Origin of the sequence: Gordonia sp. Swx-4 (assembly GCF_030316175.1) — a bacterium.
GTDB classification, from domain to species: domain Bacteria; phylum Actinomycetota; class Actinomycetes; order Mycobacteriales; family Mycobacteriaceae; genus Gordonia; species Gordonia alkanivorans.
In genome coordinates, this window is sequence record NZ_CP128197.1 from 545,814 (window position 1) to 569,087 (window position 23,274).

General features: G+C 65.8%; 24 protein-coding genes, 1 tRNA gene and 2 pseudogenes. 19 read left to right on the plus strand and 8 right to left on the minus strand.

Going from position 1 to position 23,274, the window contains the following annotated elements:
- Window positions 1-3 precede the first annotated feature (3 nt).
- The 8 genes from PWF70_RS02455 to PWF70_RS02490 all read left to right on the plus strand — a co-directional run bounded on the left by PWF70_RS02455 (window position 4) and on the right by PWF70_RS02490 (window position 6,244).
- Complete coding sequence (locus PWF70_RS02455; RefSeq protein WP_155224965.1) at window positions 4-372, plus strand: ArsR/SmtB family transcription factor; 369 nt, start codon at window positions 4-6, stop codon at window positions 370-372.
- The gene (locus PWF70_RS02460; RefSeq protein ID WP_127961829.1) at window positions 369-896 is read left to right on the plus strand and encodes an SRPBCC family protein; all 528 of its coding nucleotides are present in this window, start codon (window positions 369-371) and stop codon (window positions 894-896) included. Before PWF70_RS02455 ends, PWF70_RS02460 begins: the two co-directional genes overlap by 4 nt.
- Window positions 897-1,102: 206 nt before the next feature.
- Complete coding sequence (locus PWF70_RS02465) at window positions 1,103-2,410, plus strand: ISL3 family transposase (RefSeq protein ID WP_155225270.1); 1,308 nt, start codon at window positions 1,103-1,105, stop codon at window positions 2,408-2,410.
- Between the two features lie 30 nt (window positions 2,411-2,440).
- Window positions 2,441-3,286 (plus strand): ABC transporter ATP-binding protein, encoded by an 846-nt coding sequence (locus PWF70_RS02470; RefSeq protein WP_155224966.1) that lies wholly within the window; start codon window positions 2,441-2,443, stop codon window positions 3,284-3,286.
- Window positions 3,279-4,052: an ABC transporter permease gene (locus PWF70_RS02475; RefSeq protein ID WP_035754748.1), complete on the plus strand. Its 774-nt coding sequence runs from the start codon at window positions 3,279-3,281 to the stop codon at window positions 4,050-4,052. The genes PWF70_RS02470 and PWF70_RS02475 overlap by 8 nt, the downstream gene beginning before the upstream one ends.
- Window positions 4,049-4,882 (plus strand): ABC transporter permease, encoded by an 834-nt coding sequence (locus PWF70_RS02480; RefSeq protein WP_006359055.1) that lies wholly within the window; start codon window positions 4,049-4,051, stop codon window positions 4,880-4,882. Before PWF70_RS02475 ends, PWF70_RS02480 begins: the two co-directional genes overlap by 4 nt.
- 51 nt (window positions 4,883-4,933) lie before the next feature.
- Window positions 4,934-5,995, plus strand: a complete 1,062-nt coding sequence (locus tag PWF70_RS02485) for an ABC transporter substrate-binding protein (RefSeq protein WP_006359056.1) — start codon at window positions 4,934-4,936, stop codon at window positions 5,993-5,995.
- A gap of 60 nt (window positions 5,996-6,055) precedes the next feature.
- Complete coding sequence (locus tag PWF70_RS02490) at window positions 6,056-6,244, plus strand: hypothetical protein (RefSeq protein WP_006359057.1); 189 nt, start codon at window positions 6,056-6,058, stop codon at window positions 6,242-6,244.
- Window positions 6,245-6,316: 72 nt separating this feature from the next.
- On the opposite strand, the gene PWF70_RS02495 is transcribed toward PWF70_RS02490, so the two are convergent.
- Window positions 6,317-7,159, minus strand: a complete 843-nt coding sequence (locus tag PWF70_RS02495; RefSeq protein ID WP_035754784.1) for an alpha/beta fold hydrolase — start codon at window positions 7,157-7,159, stop codon at window positions 6,317-6,319.
- Between the two features lie 146 nt (window positions 7,160-7,305).
- Here PWF70_RS02495 and PWF70_RS02500 point away from each other — a divergent pair, with 146 nt between their 5' ends.
- The 3 genes from PWF70_RS02500 to PWF70_RS02510 all read left to right on the plus strand — a co-directional run bounded on the left by PWF70_RS02500 (window position 7,306) and on the right by PWF70_RS02510 (window position 9,560).
- The gene (locus tag PWF70_RS02500; protein ID WP_035754750.1) at window positions 7,306-7,878 is read left to right on the plus strand and encodes a TetR/AcrR family transcriptional regulator; all 573 of its coding nucleotides are present in this window, start codon (window positions 7,306-7,308) and stop codon (window positions 7,876-7,878) included.
- A gap of 245 nt (window positions 7,879-8,123) precedes the next feature.
- On the plus strand, window positions 8,124-8,684 hold the full coding sequence (locus tag PWF70_RS02505; protein WP_035754752.1) for a hypothetical protein: 561 nt from the start codon (window positions 8,124-8,126) through the stop codon (window positions 8,682-8,684).
- Window positions 8,685-8,891: 207 nt separating this feature from the next.
- Window positions 8,892-9,560: a hypothetical protein gene (locus tag PWF70_RS02510; RefSeq protein WP_035754754.1), complete on the plus strand. Its 669-nt coding sequence runs from the start codon at window positions 8,892-8,894 to the stop codon at window positions 9,558-9,560.
- 19 nt (window positions 9,561-9,579) lie between these two features.
- Here PWF70_RS02510 and PWF70_RS02515 read toward each other — a convergent pair whose 3' ends face one another.
- From PWF70_RS02515 to PWF70_RS02540, 6 genes and pseudogenes are all read right to left on the minus strand, one after another.
- Window positions 9,580-10,992 (minus strand): hypothetical protein, encoded by a 1,413-nt coding sequence (locus PWF70_RS02515; protein ID WP_035754756.1) that lies wholly within the window; start codon window positions 10,990-10,992, stop codon window positions 9,580-9,582.
- Between the two features lie 307 nt (window positions 10,993-11,299).
- Window positions 11,300-11,375, minus strand: a tRNA-Thr gene (locus PWF70_RS02520).
- Between the two features lie 173 nt (window positions 11,376-11,548).
- On the minus strand, window positions 11,549-12,400 hold the full coding sequence (locus PWF70_RS02525; protein ID WP_075863599.1) for an esterase/lipase family protein: 852 nt from the start codon (window positions 12,398-12,400) through the stop codon (window positions 11,549-11,551).
- Window positions 12,401-12,449: 49 nt separating this feature from the next.
- A pseudogene (locus PWF70_RS02530) lies at window positions 12,450-12,533 on the minus strand (VOC family protein); the annotation flags it as partial.
- A 32-nt stretch (window positions 12,534-12,565) separates the two neighbouring features.
- Window positions 12,566-12,811 (minus strand): annotated as a pseudogene (locus tag PWF70_RS02535) (AraC family transcriptional regulator); the annotation flags it as partial.
- A gap of 36 nt (window positions 12,812-12,847) precedes the next feature.
- Window positions 12,848-13,429 carry an ASCH domain-containing protein gene (locus tag PWF70_RS02540; RefSeq protein ID WP_035754758.1) on the minus strand — a complete coding sequence of 194 codons (582 nt, stop codon included), beginning with the start codon at window positions 13,427-13,429 and terminating at the stop codon, window positions 12,848-12,850.
- Between the two features lie 215 nt (window positions 13,430-13,644).
- Here PWF70_RS02540 and PWF70_RS02545 point away from each other — a divergent pair, with 215 nt between their 5' ends.
- From PWF70_RS02545 to PWF70_RS02575, 6 genes are all read left to right on the plus strand, one after another.
- Window positions 13,645-14,526: a DUF8176 domain-containing protein gene (locus tag PWF70_RS02545; protein ID WP_035754760.1), complete on the plus strand. Its 882-nt coding sequence runs from the start codon at window positions 13,645-13,647 to the stop codon at window positions 14,524-14,526.
- Between the two features lie 121 nt (window positions 14,527-14,647).
- Window positions 14,648-15,763, plus strand: a complete 1,116-nt coding sequence (locus PWF70_RS02550; RefSeq protein WP_155225678.1) for a hypothetical protein — start codon at window positions 14,648-14,650, stop codon at window positions 15,761-15,763.
- A gap of 682 nt (window positions 15,764-16,445) precedes the next feature.
- Window positions 16,446-17,576 carry a hypothetical protein gene (locus tag PWF70_RS02560; RefSeq protein ID WP_286352823.1) on the plus strand — a complete coding sequence of 377 codons (1,131 nt, stop codon included), beginning with the start codon at window positions 16,446-16,448 and terminating at the stop codon, window positions 17,574-17,576.
- 123 nt (window positions 17,577-17,699) lie between these two features.
- Window positions 17,700-18,179: an enoyl-CoA hydratase gene (locus PWF70_RS02565; protein ID WP_081724865.1), complete on the plus strand. Its 480-nt coding sequence runs from the start codon at window positions 17,700-17,702 to the stop codon at window positions 18,177-18,179.
- A 108-nt stretch (window positions 18,180-18,287) separates the two neighbouring features.
- Window positions 18,288-18,992: a hypothetical protein gene (locus PWF70_RS02570; protein ID WP_035755290.1), complete on the plus strand. Its 705-nt coding sequence runs from the start codon at window positions 18,288-18,290 to the stop codon at window positions 18,990-18,992.
- Between the two features lie 106 nt (window positions 18,993-19,098).
- On the plus strand, window positions 19,099-19,767 hold the full coding sequence (locus PWF70_RS02575; RefSeq protein WP_035755287.1) for a 4a-hydroxytetrahydrobiopterin dehydratase: 669 nt from the start codon (window positions 19,099-19,101) through the stop codon (window positions 19,765-19,767).
- Window positions 19,768-19,834: 67 nt separating this feature from the next.
- On the opposite strand, the gene PWF70_RS02580 is transcribed toward PWF70_RS02575, so the two are convergent.
- Window positions 19,835-21,031 carry an NAD(P)-dependent malic enzyme gene (locus PWF70_RS02580; protein WP_006356930.1) on the minus strand — a complete coding sequence of 399 codons (1,197 nt, stop codon included), beginning with the start codon at window positions 21,029-21,031 and terminating at the stop codon, window positions 19,835-19,837.
- Window positions 21,032-21,298: 267 nt separating this feature from the next.
- Here PWF70_RS02580 and PWF70_RS02585 point away from each other — a divergent pair, with 267 nt between their 5' ends.
- Together PWF70_RS02585 and PWF70_RS02590 are read left to right on the plus strand one after the other, a co-directional pair.
- Window positions 21,299-21,949, plus strand: a complete 651-nt coding sequence (locus tag PWF70_RS02585; protein ID WP_035755285.1) for a GntR family transcriptional regulator — start codon at window positions 21,299-21,301, stop codon at window positions 21,947-21,949.
- Window positions 21,946-23,211: an MFS transporter gene (locus tag PWF70_RS02590; protein ID WP_035755283.1), complete on the plus strand. Its 1,266-nt coding sequence runs from the start codon at window positions 21,946-21,948 to the stop codon at window positions 23,209-23,211. Before PWF70_RS02585 ends, PWF70_RS02590 begins: the two co-directional genes overlap by 4 nt.
- Window positions 23,212-23,274: the final 63 nt, after the last annotated feature.

Genomic DNA, 23,274 nt, shown 5'->3' on the forward strand with positions numbered 1-23,274 from the left:
TGGGTGGATGCATTCGAGGCGATCGCCGACCCGACTCGTCGGGCGCTCGTCGAACGTCTCGCGCAGCGTCCCGCACGCGTCGTCGATCTCGCGGCCGAACATCCGATCAGCCGCCCGGCGATCTCGCGCCACCTCCGGGTCCTCGGCGAGGCCGGCGTCGTCGCGGCCGTCGACCATGGCCGTGAACGGCACTACGAACTCGTGTCCGGGGGACTGGCGCCGGTACGCGACTGGCTGGACGGACTGGCGTCGGGAGCAACGCAGCCGTTCGGCGAGCATCATCTCGACGCCCTCGACCTCGAGGTTCGACGCACCGTGCGGGAGTTCGCCGACCCGAGCATCCAGACCGGCGAACAGAAGGAGACAGGATGAAAGCCGAAGTGACGGCCACCGGGCGCCAGGAGATCCGCGACGGGGTTGCCTATGTGGTCCTCGAGCGCACCTTCGACGCGCCGGTCGCCGCGGTGTGGGCAGCCATCACCGAACCGACCCGGCTTGAACGGTGGGTGGGGACCTGGGATGGGGATCCGACACACGGTTACGTCGACTTCCGGATGACCGCCGAGGGCGAGGACGCGGAGGCGGAGCGAATGGCCATTCTGGAATGCGAGCCGCCGAACCGGCTCGTCGTCGAATCGAAGAGCCCGGACCCCGACGGCGGGGCCGACGACGTGTGGCGACTGGAGTTGGATCTCACCGAGGCCGACGGTACGACCACACTCACGTTCGCGCAGGGGCTCTCACGCCCCGAGATGGCCGAGAACGTCGGTCCCGGGTGGGAGTACTACCTCGACCGGCTCGTCGCGGCCGAGTCCGGCAGCGGCGTCGACGCGGTGGACTGGGATGCCTACTATCCGGCGCTGTCGGCTCCTTACGCGCAGATGTTCGCCGGCTGAGCACGTCGCGACTCTTACGCGACGGTAATCGGGCGGCAACACGGCCTCTTTAACGGGCTCTTCCTGATTGACGGTGCGTAGAACGGGTTCTACCGGGCACAAGATGTAGGTCGGGTTCGGCGGCGGCGAGCCGGGGATGCGGGCGGGTCCTGTGGTGTGAAGATGAAAGCCCCTACACCTCATCACTCACACCGACAGGACCCTCGTTGCAGCGTAGCGCCATTGCCGACACGATTTGCCGCACGATCGAACTCGGGGTGACGATCACCGATGCCGCTCTCGACGGCGAGGATCGCACACACCTGTTCTGCGAGGTCTTGGCCCCGAAGAGTAGCTGCCCGAGGTGCGAGCGGGCGGGTCGGTTGCGTGATCATGTCGATCGTGAGGTGGCAGATCTACCGATCGTGGGCCATCCGACCCGGTTGCATCTGAGGGTGCCGCGCTACGCCTGCGAGAACGGCGCGTGTGGTCAGGGCATCTTTCGCGCCGACATCTCGGCGATCGTCGCGCCGCGCGCGGCGGTGACGCGCCGCACGATCGCGTGGATTCTTCGGCGGATGATTCTGGACAAGATGAGCGTCTCTGCGGTCGCCGCGTCGGTCGGGTTGGGCTGGAACACCGTGAATGCCCTCGCGTTGCAGGCGGCGCGTACGGTGGCTTCGGCGCCTGGCCGACTCGACGGTGTCAGGGTTCTCGGTGTTGATGAGCACAAGTGGAAACATGTTCGCGGCAATGGTGATTCGAGTTTCGTGACCGTGCTGGTCGACCTCACACCGATTGTGGATGGGACCGGGTCGGCGCGCTTGCTGGATATGGTGGGCGGCCGGTCCAAAGCGGCGTTGAAGGACTGGCTCGATGCCCGCGATGACTCCTTTCGGGACCGGATCCGGGTGGTCACCATGGACGGATTCACCGGGTATCGCACCGCGACCGCCGAGGCATTGGATAAGGCGCGGGCGGTGATGGACCCGTTCCACGTGGTCCATCTGGCCGCCGAGAAGCTCACAGTGTGTCGTCAACGCGTGCAACACGATACGTGTGGGCACCGCGGCCGCACGGGTGATCCGCTCTACGGTATCCGCCGACCACTGCTGACCCGGATCGCGTTGCTGACAGACAAGCAGAAGGCCCGGCTACGTAGCGGGTTGGAGGCTCACGAGGAGCACGTGGCCGTCTCGGTCACCTACACGATCTACCAAGAGCTGATCAACGCCTACGGCCAGGAGAACAAGCGTGACGGCAAGATCGCGATGTACAAGCTGCTCAAACGGATTCATACCGGCGTTCCGTCCGGGCTGGCAGAGTTGGCCCAACTCGGCCGATCATTATGGGCGCGGCGTGCCGAGATCTTGGCCTACTTCGACACCGGCGCCTCCAACGGACCCGTCGAAGCGATCAACGGCCGCCTGGAACACCTCCGCGGGATCGCGTTGGGCTTCCGCAACCTCAACCACTACATCTTGCGGTCACTCATCCACTCCGGCGGCCTCGCACAACACCTCGACGCACTCTGAATCAGGAAGAGCCCTTTAACGTCTCCGGTCATGACACGACCCCTGGGTACGGGGATCAACATCTCTGGACTGACCAAGACGTTCACCTCTCGTTCGTTGCGCGGGAGTTCGACGGTGACCGCGTTGTCCGACGTCTCGTTGAGCACGTCGGAGGGTTCCTTCCTGTCGTTGCTCGGCCCGTCGGGCTGCGGCAAGTCGACGGTGCTGCGTATCCTCGCCGGCCTCGAGGACGCCACCTCGGGGACCGCGCTGATGAACGGGCAATCGCCCCAGGACCTCCAGCGAAATCATGAGCTGGGCATCGCCTTCCAGGATTCGGCGTTGCTGCCGTGGCGCTCGGTCGAATCCAACATCAAGCTGCCGCTGCAGGTCGGGGGAATGCCGGCCGACGACGACCTCGTCGCCGACCTGATCGAACTGGTCGGGCTCAAGGGCTTCGAGAAGTCCAAGCCCGCGATGCTCTCCGGCGGTATGCGCCAACGTGTTTCGATCGCCCGTGCTCTGGTGGTTAAACCGACCGCACTGCTGCTCGACGAACCGTTCGGCGCGCTCGACGACATGACCCGGCAGCGGCTCAACGTCGAACTGCTGCGCATCTGGACCGAGAAGCCGGCGACCACGCTGATGGTCACGCACGGTATCGCCGAGGCGGTCTTCTTGTCCGACGTGGTCGCGGTCATGAGTCCGCGGCCGGGCACGGTGGCGGAGGTGGTCCCCGTCGATCTGCCGCGGCCCCGCATCCCGGAGATGATGCGCACGCCCGAGTTCCACGCGATACACGACCACCTCTCCGGCCTCCTGTTCGGTAAGCGGGCGACCGCGCAACCGGCCGAAGTCGTAGCGCCCGAACCTGTTTCGGAGGGCGTGAGTGGCTAGATTCGGATCGGTCCGATGGGTGGCCGGTCTCGGGGGGATCGTCGGACTCATCGTGGTGTGGTGGATCGCCGGTGCGTTGGACCTGTTCGGCGGAACGATCCCGACGCCGTGGTCGGTGCTCGCCGAGATCGGCGAGACCGGGTCCACCTATTACGTCGACAACTTCTCGCTGACAGTCGAACTCGCATTCCGCGGATTCCTCTGGGGCAACGGGCTTGCGATCGCCCTGGCCGTCACCGTGATCCTGTTTCCGCCGGTGGAAGGACTGGCCACCCAGCTCGCGATCCTGTCGTACTGCACGCCGATCATCGCTGTCGCGCCGATCATCCAGGTGGCCTTCGCCGAGGTGACGACGATGATCGTCTTCCTCGCCGCCATCTCGGTGTTCTTCACGACGATGATCGGGACGTTGTCGGGTCTGCGCGCACCGCACTCGGGAAGTCTCGACCTCATCAAGGTCTACGGCGGCGGCCGCTTCGCGCAACTGTGGCGGGTGAGATCCGTCGCCGCACTGCCGAACACCCTGGCCGCCATCAAGATCGCCGCTCCGGCCGCAGTTCTGGGTGCCGTGCTCGGCGAGTTCCTCGCGATGCCCGAAACCGGTGCCGGACCGGCGATGATCATCGCCCAGCAGAGCGGCGACATCCCGCAGGTGTGGGCCATCGCCCTGATCAGCGGGGCGATTGCCGGCCTCGGCTACGCCGTGGTCGCGGTGATCGCCAAGTATGCGACGGCCTGGTCGAACGGAACGGCGGCGGGACGATGAGCACTGAGGTGAGAACTCTCAGGGCGGGGGGCTTCGGAACCGGTGGTCTGTGGGCGGCAGGACGTTTCCTCGGATCCCTGCTGCTGTCGTTCGCGCTGATCCTGGTGATCTGGTGGTTGTTCCTCCTGGCCTTCCCCGACATCGGGCCGATCATCGGGCGCACGCCTGTCGACGTGTTCGATTACCTGTTCGTCGACGCCGACGCGCCGGCGGCCCGCGCCGAGATCTTCGGCAACCTCTGGATCACCCTGCAGGACGCGGCAATCGGGTTCGTCGCCGGTATGCTCGCGGCGATCGCCACGGCGGCGATCTTTGTCGTGTCCCGTTCCGCGGCACAGACGTTCATGCCGATCGCGATGCTCCTCCGGTCGGTGCCGCTGGTCGCGATGACACCGCTGATCACCGTCATCGTCGGTCGGGGAGTCGCGGTGGTCGCGGTGATGGGCGGGATCGTCGTGTTCTTCCCCGCGCTCGTGATGATCATGACCGGGCTGTCGAATGCGCCGCGTCAGATCACCGATGTGATCAGTGTGTACGGCGGCGGGCGCTGGACGGCATTGCGCCGCTCTGCGATTCCGTCGGCGGTGCCGTCGCTGTTCGGCGCGGCCAAGGTTTCGGTGCCGGGCGCGCTCATCGGCGCAACCGTCGCCGAGTGGTTGGGGACCAACAAAGGCCTCGGTGCGTCACTCCAGCGGGCCCTGCCCGCGGCGGCCTACGACGAGCTGTGGGCCTCGGTCCTCGTCATCACCGTGGCTTCGATCGTCATCTACGCCGTGGTGGGTGTCATCGAGACTGTCGTCCTGTCACAGATGGGAATGCAGCACAACTGAGGTCGGGCGCACGCTCGACCGCATCTGCTTCTGGCGAAAGGTAATTCTCACATGGCCAACTCCTTCGACCGTCGGTCGTTTCTCCGCTATTCGATGATGGGCGGCGCAGCCGCCGGTGCCCTCGGTCTGACCGGCGCGTTGTCGGCGTGCAGTTCCGGCGGTACCGCGAGCGGGGGCACGAGCTCGACCAACCCGAAGGTGCAGCTGTCGTGGCAGAAGAACATCGAGTTCGCGGGTGAGTACTTCGCCATCGAGAACGGCTACTTCGAGGAGGAAGGTCTCGGCACGCCCGAGCTGATCACCGGCGGTGGTGCGGGTACGGGCGTCGAGAACGGTCTGACGTCGAACAAGGTGTGGATCGGAATGTCCTCGCCGCAGCTGACCGCGCCGGTGATCCTGCAGGGCGCAAAGCTGATGACCGTCGCCGCGACGTTCCAGCGCAACCCGTTCTGCATCGTGTCGTCGGCCGACAAGCCCATCCTCGGTCCCGAGGACATGAAAGGCCGCAAGATCGGCGTCCAGGCGACCAACGAGAACGTCTTCCAGGCGCTGCTCACCGCCAACAACATGACCGAGGCCGACATCCAGAAGATCACTGTCCAGTACGACCCGACGCCGCTGAAGAACGGTGAGGTCGACGGCTGGGTCAGCTATGTGACGAACGAGCCGATCACCTTGGAGGAAAGCGGCTTCCCGAATGCCAACTTCCTGTTCGCCGACTTCAACCTGCCGCTCGTCGCCGAGACCCTGGTCGTCCGGCAGGACACCATCGACAACGAGCGCGACAAGGTGAAGGCGTTCCTCAAGGCGGACATCAAGGGTTGGTACGACGCGGTCGCCGACCCGGCGGGGTCGGCGCGGCTCGCGGTCACCAAGTACGGCAAGGACCTCGGTCTGGACGAAGCCGAACAGACCAAGGAGGCCATTGCCCAGAACACCCTCGTCGTCTCCGCGGACACCAAGGCCAATGGCCTGCTCACGATGACCGACGAACTGATCGCGCAGAACATCGAAGCCCTGGGCAAGGGCGGCTTCGCCATCAAGGCCGAGCAGATCTTCGACATGTCGCTCGTCAAGGAGGTCTACGAGGAGAACCCCGACCTGAAGAAGTGACCCGCCCTATCATTGGTGCACGGTCGATGGCCGTGCAGCCGATGAGCAAGGGAGCAGGCGATGTCGGACTTCATCCGCAAGATCAAGGAAGAGGCCAGGGCCGTCTCGGCTGCCATCGACCAGGAACTGACCGTCCTCGAAGGAGTCCCCGGGTACGACCCGCTCGCGGATGACACCGACGAGTCGTCCGACGAGTCGGCGTCCGTCGAACCTGCGTCCGTCGAATCAGGGGACGAGACGACCAAGTAGAGACGACGCGGCAGACACGACGCAGCGGCCGTCGGGCGGGTGGTCCCGCCCGACGGCCGTCGGGCGTTGCGCTCATTTCCTCACGAACCGCAGCAGCGCTTCGTTGACCTCGGCGGCATGCGTCCACAGGAGGCCGTGAGGAGCGTCCTCGATCTCGACGTACTCGGCCTCCGGAACGGCCTCGTGGAAGCGGCGGCCGGTGGCGTCGATCGGCAGGATGTTGTCGGCGGTGCCGTGCAGGATCAGCGTCGGCTTCCCCGAATCACGAACTGCGGCAACGTCGGAGCGGAAGTCCTCGATCCATGTCGGGACGACGGCGTAGGCCGCGACCGGTGCGCTGCCGACAGCGGTGATCCAGTTGGCGTCGACGACCTCCTGGGTGATGCGCGTCCCGAGGGTGTCGTCGAGGTTGTAGAAGTCCTTGTAGAACTGGGTGAACCAGGCGTACCGGTTTTCCTTGGCGGCCTGTGCGATGCCGTCGAAGACCGCGGCGTCGACGCCGTCGGGGTTGTCGTCGGTCTTCACCAGGAACGGCTCGAGCGCTGCGAGGAATGCGAACTTGGCGATCCGCTCGGTCCCGTACTTTCCGGCGTAGCGTGCGAGTTCGCCGGTGCCCATCGAGAATCCGACGAGGATCACGTCGCGCAGGTCGAGGGTCTCGAGCACGGTGTTCAGGTCCGCGGCGAGGGTGTCGTAGTGGTAGCCGGTGCCGACCTTGCTCGACTTGCCGAAACCTCGACGGTCGTAGGTGATGACCCGGTGGCCGGCGTCGAGCAGCTCGCGAGCCTGCAACTCCCAGCTGGCGCCGTCGAGCGGGTAGCCGTGGATCAGCACGACCGGCTGACCGGTCCCGTGATCCTCGTAGTACAGCTCTATGTCGGTGGTGTTCTCGGTGCCGACGTTGATGTAACCCATGGCAATCACTTCTCTCTTCTGCAGCGACCCGAGGGGGTCTGATCGGAGCTGCGGAGAACGGAGGTTCTCTGAGCTGGTTGCTACACTAGAGAACGATCGTTCCCCACGCAAGGGGTAACCAGGAAATCGGGTGAGGATGGTGCGTCGTGGCAGCTTCGGAGAACACCGCGGTCGACCCGCGAGAGCGGGTCATTCGGGCCGCGGATGAACTGTTCAACGCCTATGGGGTGCATGCGGTCGGGATGGACAAGGTCCGTGACGCCGCAGGTGTCTCGCTCAAGAAGATCTACTCGCTGTTCCCCTCCAAGGAGGCCCTGATCCTCGCGGTCCTCGACGATCGAACCCGGCAATGGAATGCGGGTGTCGCCGCCCGCACGGAAGGTTTGTCGACGCCGCGGGAGAAGCTGCTGGCCATCTTCGACTTCCTGCTCGAATGGTTCGGTACCGACGAGTTCCGGGGGTGCGCGTTCATCAATGCCTATGGGGAGCTGGGCGGGGAGTTGCCGTCGGTGGTCGAGGCGGTGCGCAAGCAGAAGTGCGCATTCCAGGACTACGTGGCCGGCCTGGTCGAGGAGCTCGGCGGGCCGTCGCAGCTGGCTGCTCAGCTGGCGATCCTGGCGGAGGGGGCCCAGACGACGGCGGCGATCGCCGGCACTGCGCAGGCGGCCGGTGACGCGCGGAGTGCTGCGGAAACCCTGATCGACCAGGCTCTCGGCTGAATTGTTCGTTCGATTGAAGGAATGTCACCAACCGCATTGTTAGTGGGTCATCTGAACCAATTCGTGAGACATTATTCGCAATAAATCTCGCGAGAACAAAATTGAGCCATCATCTTGACCTGGGGAAACAGAATCGTTCCGAATCTTCGATTTGGTCTGCTAATGTCCCGGCGTAATCAATTCGTTGTGAAGTGCTTCGGGGGGGCATTGGAACACAGCGGATCTCGGGCTGGGAAAGGTGCACAATGCGATTCACCAAGGTGGCGACGGCGGGATTCGGGCTGGCAGCGGCAGCCGCGATGACATTCTCCGGATCGGGAGGCGCGTCCGCGCTGCTGTTGATTCCGGCCTCGTTCACCCACACCCAGTCGCTCAGTGATGGAACGCTGACGGTGAAGGTGAACAACAACACGTCGTCGTCGGTGAAGTGCAATTTGTCCGTCCACGAGGCGAGCAAGGAGACGCAGGTCAACCTGGCAGTCGCCAAGGTGAACACCCACCTCGCCGGCGGGGTCAGCGATACGCTTCTCGCCGCGGCGCGCCAGGAAGTCGAGGCCGACGCGCTGAAGGTGGTGTGGACCAAGAAGTCGATCTCGTCGAACGGTTCGGCCACGGCCACGTGGAAATCCGGGCGTGCCGACACGTCCTACGTGATCTATCAGGATTGCTCTTCCGATTCGCTTTTGGGTCTGACGTTCAGCGGCCTCGCGCAGGTCTACAAGGTGACCGGAACCGGCAAGTCCCCTGACTCGCCGGACGCGGGCAATGGCAGCCTCGGCGGCCTGTTCGGCGGTCTGCTCGGATAGTTCAGCGGTCGTTGGGGAGGCGGGCGGGGCTCGTCGGCTCACCGTCGATTCGGCGTGGTGACTCGCGCGCCGGTCATGTTGCGGCTCTGGGCACATCGTCGTGCCCGCTTGAACCAGAACAAACAGTTCCCCGACGTCGTCGATTCGTCGGGCTCACCCGACGACACATGTTGTGGGGCAATGAATCATGCGTAGGAAAGGGATCAGATGCGGTTTTCACGCTTGGCACTGACGGGAATCGGAATGGCGGCCGGCGCCGCGGTGGCATTCACCGGAAGCGGAGAGGCGTCGGCGGCACTGCTGTTGCCGTCGTCGTACCCGCACACCCAGTCGCTCACCAACGGCACGCTGACAGTGAACGTGGGCAATGAGACGTCGAAGACGGCCACCTGCTGGCTGTCCATCCACGACGCGAGCAAGGAGACTCAGCTCGGTCTGCGCGTCGCCGCCGTCAACGCGATCATCGCCTCAGGTATCGAGTCCACGGTGCTCGACAATGCCCGGGCCGACGCGGCCGCCGGGGCGCTGAGGATCGTGTGGTCCGGCCAGTCCGTCGCCAAGGACTCGTCGGCGACCGGCACCTGGGTCTCGAACCGGTCCGACACGTCGTACGCGATCTACCAGGAATGCACGACGCCTGATCCGATCACCGGCCTGACGATCAACGGCCTCGCGCAGGTGTACAAGGTCACCGGCACCGGCAAGCCGGCCGACAACGGCGGTGGTGACAACGGCGGTGGTGACAACGGCGGTGGTGACAACGGCGGTGGCGACAACGGCGGCGGTGACAACGGCGGTGGCGATAACGGCGGTGGTGACAACGGCGGCGGCGACTCGGGCAACGGAAGCCTGGGAAATCTGTTCGGCTCCAGCTAGTCCCACGGTCGGTGGGGGATCAGGCGGCCTCGTGGTCCGCCGAATCCCCACCGGCCGAACTTGTTTCGGCGGAGTCGGACTTTTCCCGATCGTTGCTGGAACTGCTGCTCGGTGAGTCGTCACCACCGGTCGACGAGTTGGAATCGCCAGCTCCGCCGTCGCCGGAGTCCGGACCCGCATCCGAATCCGATTCCTGGGAATCTGGCTTGTCCGAGTCGTCGGGTCGATCGCCGGGAGTTTCGGTACCAGACTCGCGCTCGTCGCGATCATCAACGGACGCACGATCATCCGTGGGAGTCTCGTCTACAACAGGCGGTACGGCGCCGACCGGGACGATTCCCCGGGTGTCCGGCGGACCTTCCGGCTTCTCCGCGCCGGTCGCCACCTCGGACGGCACGGTGACGGTATATCCGTCGCCGTGCTGGTCCTGCTTCACCGAATCCGCGGCCGTGACCGGCACCGCCGCGGTGTCGGGATTGGGTGCCTGGGTCGGGTAGTAGGCCTCGGCGAGTTCATCCCAGCGGGCGAGATCGTCCTTGTCGTAGGCGATTCCGAGTGTGTCGTAGACGGTTGCCGCCAGTAGTGCCAGGGGATGTGCCGCGTCGTACACGAGGTATGTTGTGTTGCCGCTGGTGTATTCGGTCGGGTCGCCCAGACGCTCGACGTCGCCGTAGGTGTGCGGTCCGTTGCCCGAGTGGATGGTGAGGAACCCGGCCGCGTTGACGACGAGCGACGTGACGGGGCGGTACGCCACCCACTGGAAGTTGCTGACCGGGTCGCCGACGACGATCACCGACACGATCTTGATCTTGCCGGTGGCTTCCGGGTCGCGGGCGCCGTTGGCGTCGATCCCGGCGACCGCCACGAACGGTTTCAGCCACGGCATCGTGTCGAGCCAGGCCTTGATGCCCCATGGGCTCCGCGGGTCGGCGACCAGGACGACCATGTCCTTGCCCGGAACGAGGAAGTCGTTGTCGTAGGCCCGAGGATCCTCGGCGGCGTCGCCGAGCGCGTCGGCGCCCTGCGAAAAACCGGTGTAGACGACGAACGGGCGGTCCTCACCCATGTCGACGAACGCGGCCATCACGGCCAGGTTCTGGTTCATCGCATGCTCTTTGGACTCGTCGTAGCCCGGAGCGAACGGTGCGAGCGTGTTCGAGCGGCCGGCGATGACGGGTCCGAAGGACTCGGGGTAGTTCACGATCAGGGTCTGCCGGTGGCCGACGTACGGAAGGTTGCGCGGGATCAGCGTGGTGTCATTGGTCCCGGGGGTGACGACCATGATCGTGCTGTCGGGCAGGTCGGTGAAGATGTCGCTGGTGTTGTCGTGCTGCGTGGCCTCCCGCACGATCTCGCGATCGATGAGGGATTCGACGACGGCGGTGACGTTCGTCGACGCGACGGCGATCGGCACGACGGTGCCGAGAGACAACGCGCTGAGCGTCAGCGAAGTGGTTGTCGCGCGCGATGGTCTACGAGAAGATGTGGCGGTTCGCGCCGGTTGAGACCGGTGCTTTCCTCCCCGACGTGCCCCCAATTGACCTCCTACAGTCGGATGGAGTCTAAGGAGCGGGGGGCTCGGGATGTGTCATCCGAATGGATTAACACCGACATCCTGACACGCATTTATCTTTGCGTCGCTAAGAGGCTGGTGTAGGCGGTTCGCCGTCGGATGAAAGCTCGGTGTGAATCCGGGGGATCGAGGGACGTCGTACGGGTCGGAGATCGCACGATCCTGGTGGAGCCGCCCAGGGGAATCGAACCCCTGACCTATTCATTACGAGTGAATTGCTCTACCGACTGAGCTAGGGCGGCGTGCTACGCGAGGCAGCGCAGACGAGTCTAGCGAGTCCATCGCCCGCAACAAAAACCGGCTCCATTCGAGTGCCTCGACGTGACCCCGCCCAGAATCGCCACCTTCGCCCAGGCGCGCTGTCTGCGGCTCGCGAACCTGATCTGACCTGGCGATTCCGGCGAGCGCTCGGGGCTCAGAGCGGGTAGTCGGAGCCGCACACCAGCGGCACCCGATGAGCGGGGTCGAGGGCGTTGCGGACGAGCGCGGCGACGGTCGGGGAGTAGGCCATGCCGACGTGACCGATCTTCGACGCCGGGCACACGTCCTGGATCAGCGTGTTGACGACGTTCGGGCCGGGCGTCATCAGGGTGTTCGTGTACGGGGTGGAGATCTCGTCGAAGCGGGTCGCGAAGTTGACGTAGTCGATCGCCGGGTGCCGGGGGCCCCAGTAGCTCTGGCCGGGAGCCCGGGCCGGGAGTCGGTCGGTGATCGAGCCGACCCGCGAGGTTCCCTGGTGCGATGCCGACAACGCGATGATGGTGTCCACCTGCGTGGCGCGGCCGGGAAGCTGTGTCACCAGCTGGGCGATCGCTCCGCCTTGGCTATGGCCGATGAGGTCGACCTTGGCGGCGCCGGTCGCGGCGAGGACCTTGTCGATGAACGGCGCGACCTGCTGCGCCGCAGACCGTTCCTTGTTGCCGAGACCGCCGGTGTTGCCGCTCCACGACGCCTGGCCGTAGGTGAGGCTGAAGACGCAGTACCCGGCGTTGGCGAGGGTCGGAGCGAGGTAGGCCCAGTTGGCGCTCTGGTTCATCGCGGTCGCGTGCAGCAGAACGATCGGGTCTCGTCCTTCCCGATCCCGGCAGTCGAACCGGTTGCTGCCGGCGGGTGACTCGGTGGCCGGACTGAGGTAGTGCTCGGCGATCGCCTTGTTCACATCTGTGGTGACGGCGAAGGGCGCGGCCTGCGCGGTGCCCGGGGCAAGCAGCACGCAGGCCGCGGCGAACGCGGCCGCGGCGGCGAGGCCTGATCGGAGACGGTTCATAGGGGACATTGTCGCCCATGACCGTCAGGGCGACAGGCGGTCTCGCGCCCTACGCCAGGATTTCCGCCATCTGCGTCAGACGGATGCTGTTGCCCGACGGGTCGCGGAAGCCGGCATCGATCCCGTACGTCCTCGGGGCTGCGTTTCCCTCCGGTGGAAATCAAGCTACGCGCGGACGGGTGTGACGGTCTTCTTCCCGGGTGCTGTCTTCGGGAGCTCTTCGGCCGGCGGTTTCGGCCGTTCGACACGACTGGCCGGCCCCGGCCGTGAACAGACGCGGAGCACGCATGCGGGAACGTGCGCGTACGTGGCGGCAGGCGGGAACGAATCCCGGTACGCGGTCGGCGTCTTGCCGAAGGCGCGGGTGAAGCTCGTGGTGAACGATCCGACACTCGACAGTCCCACCGCCACGACCTCGCGACCGGCGCGCGCCATGTCCGGCGGTGGCTAGGTGTTGTCGCGACGGAGGAACTCGACGCCGCGTGGTGAGAGTGCGTAACCGACCTCGAGGCTTTCGGTCAGTCCCAGTTTCTTCAGCTTCGTGACGTCGTTCTTGAAACCGGCTCGGTCCCTGCCGAGTTCGGCGGCGAGGTCGGTGGACACGACGCCGGGCCGCCGGCCGATGAGCGCGAGGATGTCATGCGTCCAGGGCCCGTTCTGGGATCGAGTGTCCATCCGGTCGAGCCGCGAGCGGATGTCCGCGACGTCGTCGTCGGAGAGATCGTCATCGGCGCGGAGTGCGATGCGCGGGTCCTCGCCGATGCATCGGAGTCCGAGTCGATAGGTCGGGTTGTGGGTGTTGACGCACAGGGTCGCCCGCAGGTCGTCGACAGTCTCGTAACCGGCCCGTCGCGCCTGTTTCGCGGTGATCTTTGCGGGATCGACGCGCTCCATCGACGTCACCTCGATGACGTGTGTCAGTGCGATGAAGCTCGACCCGGGTCGGATGCGGGGATGTCCCCAACGTCGGAAGGCGAGGTCGACGGAACCGTCGGCGATCCCGCGCGCCACTGCAGCTGTGAGAAGCACATCTTCGACGGTAGCGAGGGCGCCGCGGCTGCGCAGCCAGTCAGAACCGGTGCAGGTGATGCCTGTGGAGGATGTCTGAGATGTTGCTGAGAGCTGTTGTAGGGTGACCCGAGATCAGCGACGGCAGTGCCGGCGCCCGGGGGGTCTTCCTTTTGGTGTCGTGTCGTCGCGTGCACAACTGACGACGACGATCACCAGCCGGGGGAGGGGGTCTCATGGTGCTGCCGCGTCCGCAGTCCCTGTGGTTCCCCGACGTGCCCGCGTGGCCGTCCTCCGGTACCACGCCGGCGGCCGATCTGGCCGCTCACCTCGCCCGATTCCGTTCCGTTGACGCAGCTCAGGGCGATGTCGGCGGCACCGCAGTGGCCGTTCTCGACGCTCCAGCATTGCCCGTCGAGCCCTCGGCGCCGAGGTTCGAGACCCCGGTTGCCGAGATTCCGGGGAAGCCGTCGTCCGATCTCGATTCCTTTCTCGCCGAGGCCGAGAAGTCGGTCCGCGCGAAGCGAAAGACCATGTCCGGCAGGGCTCCCGGCTGGCGTCGGTTCTTGGGTTCGAGACCGCGAATCGCAGGTGCGGCAGCCGCGATCCTTGTGATCGTGGTCACGGTGGTTGTCTCGATCTCTCTCGCCGGTGGCGGTTCGGACCGCCCCGGGGTCACCGCGGACGCCACGGCGTCCACGGCACCGACTGAGGTGCCGTCGACGTCGGGCGTCGTCGGTCACCCGGCCTGCGCGCAGCGTCCTATCGGCTCGGGGACCACCGTGTCGAACGACGACGAGACGGGCGATCAGGAGTCCGGTCCGGGCGCGATCCGCGCGTTCAACCACGCCTACTACGTCCTGCGCTCGGCGAAAGCCGCACGCGCCGTTGCCGCCCCGGGTGCAGTCGCCTCCGAGTACGTGATGCAGCAGTACATCGATCAGCGCCCCATCGGCACGCGGCACTGTCTGAAGATCACCGAACGGGCGCCCGGCGAGTACTCGGTGGTGCTCACCGAATTGCAGCCCGACGCGGCGCCCATCACCTATCGCCAGGTCATCCGCACGTCCACGACAGGCGGCCAGACCTTCATCCAGTCCATCAAGTCCGTCGAATGAGTTCAGACAGAAAGCCATTCAGATGGCGCAGAAAGGTAGTCCTGAGATGACCCAGAGCCGAGGTCGGCATCGTAGGCGTCGGACCCCGAGTGGTCCGTTGTTGTCGGTGACGTCTGCTGTTGTGGCGGTGTCGATCACTGCGGGTGCGGGTGCGGCGTTCGCTGTTCCGGAGCAGGGTGGCACCGATCCGTCGGATTCGGCGCCGGGTCAGGGTGGTACGAGTCCGTCGGATGTGGCGCCGGGTGCTCCGGTTCCGGGTGATGCGGTGGTGCAGCCGGTTGTTGTTCCGGGTCCGGGTTCGATTCCGGGTCCGCCGGTCGAGGCTCCGTATCAGTCGTATGACCAGTCGTTGTCGCAGAGTTACCAGCAGCCGTATTCGCCGGCGATCACCAATCCTGTTGCGCCGCGGGTTGCTCCGCCGGTGCGTCCGATTGCGCCGCCGCCGGACAAGATCCGTGTGGGTAACTTCGTCACCGACATCCCGAAGGGCCTGTCCGACAGGGATGTGAACTCGATCAATGCGTGGTCGGCGTATGGCGAGGCGAAGATCGCTCAGGGTTTGATCTCGGTGGGTGTGCCGGAGGACGAGGCGAGTCGTCGTGCTGCTGCCACGATCATCGGTGTGATGGCCGGTGGCACGGCTGGTGCTGTCGCGCTGGGTATTCCGGCAGCGGTTGTCGGAGCCGTGGGTGGTGCAGGTGTCGGCGCGGTCGCAGGGGCACTCATACTCGGTATCCCTACTTTCGGTGTCGAGGCACCGTACGGGGCTGGTGTTGGCGCTTTGATCGGCGCGGGAGTTGGTGGCGTTGGCGGTGCTGCGGCAGGCGCTGCTCTCGGTTTCGCACTCGGCGGCACTGCAGGCGGTCTCCTCGCGTACTCGCTCGGTGCCGGTGATCCGGGGGCGGATCCGGATGAACCCTGGCAACAGAACGGGCCTCGGCGTGCGGCGCCCGAGGCTGATGGGCCGAGCCAGTTCGAGTTCCACCTTTCACCTGAGGAAGCACGCCGCTCTGGTCTTCCTGCTGTCGATTATGTGGTCAACCACCGCGGGAACGTGAATCTCAAGCTCGGGACTTCAACCCATAAGTGGTCAGGTGAAGAGGCGCGAGCACCGTACGCGGTTCTAGGTCCGGGGGCTGAAAAGTCTGTTCGAGACTGGACCAGGGCGCAATCAGACAGCGTGAAGAAGGCGATTCCGGGTAGCGAGGTTCTGTGGCCGGCGGAAAGCACACGGTAGTTCGGGTGGCCATTGGTTCGGCCCTCACGAAGCCTGACGGACGCTTCCTGAGACGAATCAGCGCATAGAGACAGGCGGAGAGAAGATATGAAAAGATTGGCAGTGGCCGCGGCGGCGTCTGCAGTTGCTGCGACTGCAAGTTTGGTCGGGGCGGGGCAGGCGTCCGCCTCTCCTATACCTCACTTTCCTGCGTCGACTTCCTTCGGGACGTTCGGCGACCACTCCTTTTGTCATGGTGTCTTGAGGGTCGATGTCGACGCGCCGCCGCAAAAGCGCGGTGTCGTGCGGGTGACCGTTACCTCTCTTGGGTTCACAGGCAATGGGGCAACGTGGAAGCGAAACCCAAACTGTCGCATGCGAATTAGCACGCTCTACAACGGTTCCGCGGGGCTTGGTCGGGAGAAGTGGGTCACCGCTTCGTTCGGTCCTCGTAGCGGCGCGAAGAAGGTTTGGGAAGTCGCCACGGGATCAGGTCCCGCGTCTATCGGTTTGACGACCTATTCGGTAAACAGTCCCGTCCGCGTGCGGCAGGGATACAACGGTGGCGCCTACGTGCTCGTTCCGTAGGGCGCGCCGTAATCCGGGTTGACTAGTGAAGTTCGCTGGGAGAGGGAGCGCAGCGGTGACCCAGAGTCGAGGTCGGCATCGTAGGCGTCGGGCGCCGAGTGGTCCGTTGTTGTCGGTGACGTCTGCTGTTGTGGCGGTGTCGATCACTGCTGGTGCGGGTGCGGCGTTCGCTGTTCCGGAGCAGGGTGGCACCGATCCGTCGGATTCGGCGCCGGGTCAGGGTGGTACGAGTCCGTCGGATGTGGCGCCGGGTGTTCCGGCTCCGGGTGATGCGGTGGTGCAGCCGGTTGTTGTTCCGGGTCCGGGTTCGATTCCGGGTCCGCCGGTCGAGGCTCCGTATCAGTCGTATGACCAGTCGTTGTCGCAGAGTTACCAGCAGCCGTATTCGCCGGCGATCACCAATCCTGTTGCGCCGCGGGTTGCTCCGCCGGTGCGTCCGATTGCGCCGCCGCCGGACAAGATCCGTGTGGGTAACTTCGTCACCGACATCCCGAAGGGCCTGTCCGACAGGGATGTGAACTCGATCAATGCGTGGTCGGCGTATGGCGAGGCGAAGATCGCTCAGGGTTTGATCTCGGTGGGTGTGCCGGAGGACGAGGCGAGTCGTCGTGCGGCTGCCACGATCATCGGTGTGATGGCCGGTGGGACGGCTGGTGCTGTTGCGCTGGGTATTCCGTCGGCGGTGGTTGGTGCTGTTGGTGGGGCCGGGGTCGGTGCCGTCGCCGGTGCGATCGTCGGGTCCTTGCCTCCCTACTACATCTTGGGTGGTCCGGGCGCGGCGATTGGGGCCGGAGCCGGTGCTGCGATCGGAGGCGTCGGTGTTGGCGTGGCCGGAGCTGCACTTGGATTCGCAATTGGTGGCACCGCAGGCGGTCTGCTTGTGTACTCACTCGGTGCAGGCGACCCCGGGGCTAATCCGGATGAACCGTGGAAGAACGACGGCCCCCGACACGCGTTGCCGAAGAACGACGGCTCGAACCAGTTCGAATTCCACCTATCGGCGGAGGACGCTCGTCGTTCAGGTCTTCCGGCAGTCGATTACGTCGTGAACAACCGTGGAGATGTGGACGTTAAGGTCGGGTCTTCGGTCCACAAGTGGTCCGGTCAGCAGGCTCGCTCGCCGTATGCCGTGTTCGGTCCGCATGCTGAGAAGTCCGTTCGGGACTGGACTAGGGCGCAGTCGGACAACCTGAAGAAGACCATTCCGGGGAGTGAAGTTCTCTGGCCCGGGGAACTGTCCAGGTAATAGTTGCTCCGTTTCGCGTAAAGCTACTCGACCAGGTCGCAACCGTGTTGTCCGCACTGAACGAAATTGCAAGCGAGGAAGACACGTTCAACGCGCCCGTGAAGGGCAGTCGAAGGGAGATCGATGAAGAAGTTACTTGTGGCGCTTGCCGGGGTTATTGCGGCGGCGATGGGTCTGGTTGGTGTTGGGACGGCCTCGGCCGCACCGGTTCCACAAGTCTCGCCGACCGGGTACGACTTCGGAACGTTCGGTGACCATGCCTCGTGTCGCGGTGCGATCAATGTGACGGTGGATGCACCAGCGAAGAAGCGTGGAGTTGTGCGGGTGACGGCGCGATCGCACGGCTTTACCGGAGACGGTGCCGGATGGAAACGAAATCCCAAGTGTCGGGTACTCTTCGGGAATTTCTTTACCAGCGTGCGCGGGTACAACCTTGAAAAGTGGGTAAGCGGAACGTTTGGGCCGAGGCCAGGGGAGAAAAAGGTCTGGGAGATTGCCACGGGATCCGGTCCCGTCAGTCTTGGGTTCGGCGGTTTCTCGCCTAATAGTCAGGTTCGGGTGCCCGCCGGTTATGGGGCGACGATCTACATGCTGGTTCCCTGACTTCTTCCCGTGGTGCCGTTCACTGTTCGTGGACGCGCGCCGAATGGCCCGGCGGGCGCGCCTCAGTCGATTGGGTACGGCGCCTACCTTCTGGTTCCATAAGGACCGATGACTGCTCCAACACCTCGCGACGGCGACCCGCAGATCTGGGATGAGCGGGCCGTCGTCGTTTGTGGAACTGCCGGCGGGGTCGGCACGTCTGTCGTGTCGGCCCTTCTCGCCGAACATCGCGCCGCGTCGGGTCTCGGCCTGCTCTCGTGGTGGGTCGATGCCTCCGGCAACGACTGCGACATCGAACTCCGCCTCCGCGGGACCGGCAACGAAGAGTTGCTGCGCACCGCGTCGGGCACGGGCCTGTGGCTGCCGCCCGACGAGGCGGCCGTCACCGACGCCGTCGTCGAGGTGTGGCGGCAGGGAGCAGTGCCGGTGATCGACGCCGGGGCGCATCCGCTGACGCTGCTGCCCGAACTCGCCGAGGACGACGTCCCGAACCTCACGCCCGTCCTCGTGATCAGCCCACGCCCCGACCTGCTCAACCGGGCACGCGTGATCTTCACGGAGTGGGACCGCGCCGGCGTACTCGAGAACACCGTCGTGGTGATCGACTCCCAGCTGCCGGTACAGCAGCAGACGGGCCTCGCGGACATGCTCGTCGGTGTGGTGTCCGGGGCGGTCGGCCCGGTGATCGGCCTCGATTACGATCCGGTCCTCGGCGCCGGGACCTCACTCGACCAGGGCGCTCGACGCGGGTTCCTGCCTGCAACGGTCGAGTCCATCGCGAAACTCGCGGCAGCTACGTCGAACCGGCACTGACAGCGATTCCAGAGTGCGGCCTGAGTGCCGGAAAACGGCACCCAGGCCGCACTCTGGGAAACCGGGCCCTTTCGAAACAGTTCTCGAAGGTGCAGCATGGGGCAGTATGACCGGGTCCACGCGCACACCGCTCAACGCCAAGCAGGCCACCGAGGTCGTCGCCGACCCGTGGCGCGTCGTCGCCGACAAACTCGTGGCCGGCTACCGCACCGGTTCGATGGTGCGGGGTCTCGAGTTCGTGACCAGGATCGTCGACGCGGCAGAGGAAGCCAACCATCATCCCGACATCGACCTGCGTTACGGGTCAGTGCATCTCGCTCTCACGACACACAGCGCGCATCAGCTGACCGAAGCCGATGTGGCGCTGGCCAACCGGATCACCGGGATCGCCGCCGAGATGGCGCTCGAGAAACTCGTGGGCCCGGTGACGGCGATCGAACTCGCGATCGACGCCCTGGACATCGGTGCGATCCGTCCGTTCTGGCAGGCAGTCCTGGGTTACTCCGACGGGAATGACAGGGAACTCGCCGAACTCGCCGACCCGACCGGGCGGCTGCCGTCGGTGTGGTTCCAGCAGATGGATGAAGCTCGCCCGCAACGTAACCGGATTCACTTCGACCTTTGCCTACCGCACGACGAGGTGCACGAACGACTGCAAGCGGCGATCACCGCCGGTGGGCAACTGCTCTCGGACGAGTTCGCACCGGCGTGGTGGATTCTCGCCGACCCCGAGGGCAACGAGATCTGCTTGTGCACCTGGCAGGAACGGGACTGAAACACCTGCGGAAAAAGAAACAAGCCGGTTCGATCGAGATGATCGAACCGGCTTGTGACACAAAATTTTACGAGCAGAGGCCCTCGTCCTGCGCCGCCTTGGCGACCGCCGCCGCAACGGCCGGTGCGACCCGGTCGTCGAGCGGGCTGGGCACGATGCGATCGGCCCGCAGGTCGTCGGCGGCCACCGAGAAGATCGCCTCTGCTGCAGCGATCTTCATGCCCTCGCTGATCCGGCGTGCACCCGCGTCGAGTGCGCCCTTGAACACGCCCGGGAAGGCGAGCACGTTGTTGATCTGATTCGGGAAGTCGCTGCGACCGGTCGCGACGACGGCCGCGTACTTGGCGGCGGCCTCGGGGTGGATCTCCGGATCGGGGTTCGACAGCGCGAACACGATCGAGTCGTCGCTCATCGACGCGATGATCTCCTCGGGGATCAGGCCGGCCGATACGCCGATGAAGACGTCGGCGCCGTCGAGGGCCTCCACCGCTCCGCCGGTCAGGCCGCGCGGGTTGGTGCGGCTCGCGAGCTCGGCCTTCGACTCGTTCAGGCCGTCGCGGCCGGCGGAGACGATGCCCTTCGAGTCGAGCACGATGACGTCGGTGATGCCGACCGCGAGCAGGATGTTGGCGCAGGCGACACCCGCGGCGCCGGCACCGGAGATGACGACCCGCAGGGTGGTGATGTCCCGGCCGAGGTGGGTCACGGCGCCCTTCAGGGCGGCGAGGACCACGATGGCGGTGCCGTGCTGGTCGTCGTGCATGACCGGGCAGTCGAGCGCCTCGATGACGCGGCGCTCGATCTCGAAGCATCGCGGTGCCGAGATGTCCTCGAGGTTGACCGCGCCGAAGCTCGGACGCAGACGGATCAGGGTCTCGACGATCTCGTCGGGATCCTTGGTGTCGAGAACGATCGGGATCGAGTTGAGTCCGGCGAAGCTGCGGAACAGTGCGGACTTGCCCTCCATGACCGGCAGCGACGCACGCGGGCCGATGTCACCGAGGCCGAGCACAGCCGATCCGTCGCTCACCACGGCCACCAGACGGTCGGTCCAGGTGTACTTGTTCACCAGGGTGGCGTCGGTGTCGATCGCGCGTGACACCTGGGCGACGCCCGGGGTGTAGGCGATCGACAGGTCGCGCTGGGTGTCGATGGGCGCGCGAAGTTCGACGGACAGCTTGCCGCCGGCATGCGCCAAGAAGATCTCGTCGTCGGTGATCGGCAGATCGGCAATGGTCGGTTCGGTGATCGGGGTATCGCCCATACGTGTGTCCTCCGTGCTTGTCACGGTCGGGTCCTCCTGAATGCCGCGAAACGCGGGTTGCATCGTCTCGCCGGCCACGCTGCCCGCGAGCTGTAGAGATCCGCATCGACGCGAGAGCGGATGGCTCAGCGGACGCGATCAGGGCCCGCGAGCGAGGTGACGCTCGTTACGGCCACATTAAGTGTCTCACTGCTTGGGATCGTCATGGAAGGCGGGTCGGCCCAGGTCGCAGCCTCATCGCCTATTGGTAAGGTACAACTTGTGTCTATGTTGCATACCTCTGCTGAATCCGCTGCTGAGCGGGTATATGCCGAGGTCAAAGAGCGAATTCTCACAAACGAGATCGCCGGCGGTGAGCTGATCAGCGAGGGCGAGATCGCCTCGAAGTGCTCGGTGAGCCGCACTCCCGTGCGGGAGGCTTTTCTGCGTCTCGAGACCGAAGGGTGGATGCGGCTCTACCCGAAGCGGGGAGCGCTCGTGGTGCCGATCGGCGACCGCGAGAAGCGTGACGTCGTCGACGCGCGCCGCCTCCTCGAGGGACACGCCGTCCGGTCGGTCACGTCCCGGCCCGCCGCCGTCGCCGAGCTGGCCGAGCGACTCCGCGACAACCTCGCCGCCCATCGACGCGCCGACGCGACCGACGTCGCCGAGTTCTCCCGGCTCGACGCCGCGTTCCACCAGCTCATCGCCGCAGCCGGCGACAATCCGCTCCTCGCCGACTTCTACACGACGCTGGGCGAGCGGCATCGACGCATGACGATCGCCTCGGTGCATCGTGACGCCGGGGTTGCGGCGCGCATCCTCGCCGATCACCTCGATCTCCTCGGCGCCATCGAAGCCGCCGACGCCGACCGTTTCGACCACCTCCTGGCGGGGCACCTCGCCGGTGTTCACGACCTCCCGGGGGAACCCGCATGACCGACAACCGCAACCGCTTCGGATGGCCCGCCGTCTCGCTGGCCGTCTTCGCGGCCGCGTGGGGCGGCAACGAGTTCACCCCGCTGCTGGTCATGTACCGGCAGATCACCGACCTGTCGCCGGTCGTCGTCGACGCCCTGCTGTTCGCCTACGTGCTCGGCATCGTGCCCGCCCTCCTGATCGGCGGGCCGCTGTCGGACCGGTTCGGTCGGCGGCCGCTCATGCTGCCGGCACCGGTGTTCGCGGCGCTGGGCTCGGTGTTGTTGGCCGCAGGGTCTCAGTCGGCGGCCCTGCTGACCGTGGGACGCATCTGCAGCGGCATCGCACTCGGTCTGTCGATGGCGGTCGGCGGAAGCTGGATCAAGGAGCTGTCCGACCGCGACGGTGCACGGGCCGGAGTCGGCGCCGGGCGCGCGGCGATGAGCCTCACTGCCGGCTTCGGTGTCGGCGCAGGCGTCGCCGGTGTGCTCGCCCAGTGGGGCCCCTGGCCGCATGTGCTGCCGTATCTGGTGAACATCGCGATCGCGGTCTGCGCGGGAGCCCTCCTGACGGTCGTGCCGGAGACGCGATTCCGCAGTTCGACGCCGGGCCGTCTGATCGACGACCTGCGCATCCCGGCCGCCGGTCATCGACGGTTCATGTTCGTCGTCCTGCCGGTCGCGCCCTGGGTCTTCGGCGCCGCGGCGTCGGCGTACGCGATCATCCCGGCGTTGATGTCGGCACGGACTTCCGGAGCGCCGATCGCCTTTGCCGCCCTGTGCTGTGTCCTGGGACTCGGCGCCGGGTTCGGCATTCAATCGGTGGGTCGACGCATCGACGTTCCGGGGAGCTCGCGTGGCGTGGTTGTCGCCCTCACGACCCTCGTTGCGGGCATGCTCGTCGCCGCACTGGCGGCACACGTGCTGACGGTCTGGCTGTCCCTGATCGCCGCGACCCTGCTGGGTTGCGGCTACGGCATGGCGCTGATCGCCGGGCTCCTGGAGGTGCAGCGCATCGCCGGGCCCGACGACCTCGCCGGCCTGACCGCCGTCTTCTACAGCGTGACCTACCTGGGCTTCGCCGTCCCGGCGCTCCTGGCATGGATCACCGAGAAGTGGACGTCGATCACCTACACCGAGATGTTCACGTTCGGTGCGGTCGCGGCGCTGGCCTGCCTCGCCGTCGCCGCGTCGGGGCACACCAGGCATCGCCCGGAAGTCCGGCCGGTGTCCGGCGAGCGGCCGATGCGCGACGAGAGCGTCGTCACCGGACAGTCGCACTGAGACGACGCCGGGTACCCTGCTGAGTGTTTGGTCGGGGCCCGGAAGGGAGTGGAAACCGGGTCT

Excerpts from the sequence above, each read along its gene's own strand:
- PWF70_RS02460 (WP_127961829.1), top strand. The coding sequence starts at position 369 with ATGAAAGCCGAAGTGACGGCCACCGGGCGCCAGGAGATCCGCGACGGG.
- PWF70_RS02470 (WP_155224966.1), top strand. The coding sequence starts at position 2,441 with ATGACACGACCCCTGGGTACGGGGATCAACATCTCTGGACTGACCAAG.
- PWF70_RS02480 (WP_006359055.1), top strand. The coding sequence starts at position 4,049 with ATGAGCACTGAGGTGAGAACTCTCAGGGCGGGGGGCTTCGGAACCGGT.
- PWF70_RS02485 (WP_006359056.1), top strand. The coding sequence starts at position 4,934 with ATGGCCAACTCCTTCGACCGTCGGTCGTTTCTCCGCTATTCGATGATG.
- PWF70_RS02490 (WP_006359057.1), top strand. The coding sequence starts at position 6,056 with ATGTCGGACTTCATCCGCAAGATCAAGGAAGAGGCCAGGGCCGTCTCG.
- PWF70_RS02495 (WP_035754784.1), bottom strand. The coding sequence starts at position 7,159 with ATGGGTTACATCAACGTCGGCACCGAGAACACCACCGACATAGAGCTG.
- PWF70_RS02505 (WP_035754752.1), top strand. The coding sequence starts at position 8,124 with ATGCGATTCACCAAGGTGGCGACGGCGGGATTCGGGCTGGCAGCGGCA.
- PWF70_RS02510 (WP_035754754.1), top strand. The coding sequence starts at position 8,892 with ATGCGGTTTTCACGCTTGGCACTGACGGGAATCGGAATGGCGGCCGGC.
- PWF70_RS02525 (WP_075863599.1), bottom strand. The coding sequence starts at position 12,400 with ATGAACCGTCTCCGATCAGGCCTCGCCGCCGCGGCCGCGTTCGCCGCG.
- PWF70_RS02545 (WP_035754760.1), top strand. The coding sequence starts at position 13,645 with ATGGTGCTGCCGCGTCCGCAGTCCCTGTGGTTCCCCGACGTGCCCGCG.
- PWF70_RS02565 (WP_081724865.1), top strand. The coding sequence starts at position 17,700 with ATGAAGAAGTTACTTGTGGCGCTTGCCGGGGTTATTGCGGCGGCGATG.
- PWF70_RS02570 (WP_035755290.1), top strand. The coding sequence starts at position 18,288 with ATGACTGCTCCAACACCTCGCGACGGCGACCCGCAGATCTGGGATGAG.
- PWF70_RS02575 (WP_035755287.1), top strand. The coding sequence starts at position 19,099 with ATGACCGGGTCCACGCGCACACCGCTCAACGCCAAGCAGGCCACCGAG.
- PWF70_RS02580 (WP_006356930.1), bottom strand. The coding sequence starts at position 21,031 with ATGGGCGATACCCCGATCACCGAACCGACCATTGCCGATCTGCCGATC.
- PWF70_RS02585 (WP_035755285.1), top strand. The coding sequence starts at position 21,299 with ATGTTGCATACCTCTGCTGAATCCGCTGCTGAGCGGGTATATGCCGAG.
- PWF70_RS02590 (WP_035755283.1), top strand. The coding sequence starts at position 21,946 with ATGACCGACAACCGCAACCGCTTCGGATGGCCCGCCGTCTCGCTGGCC.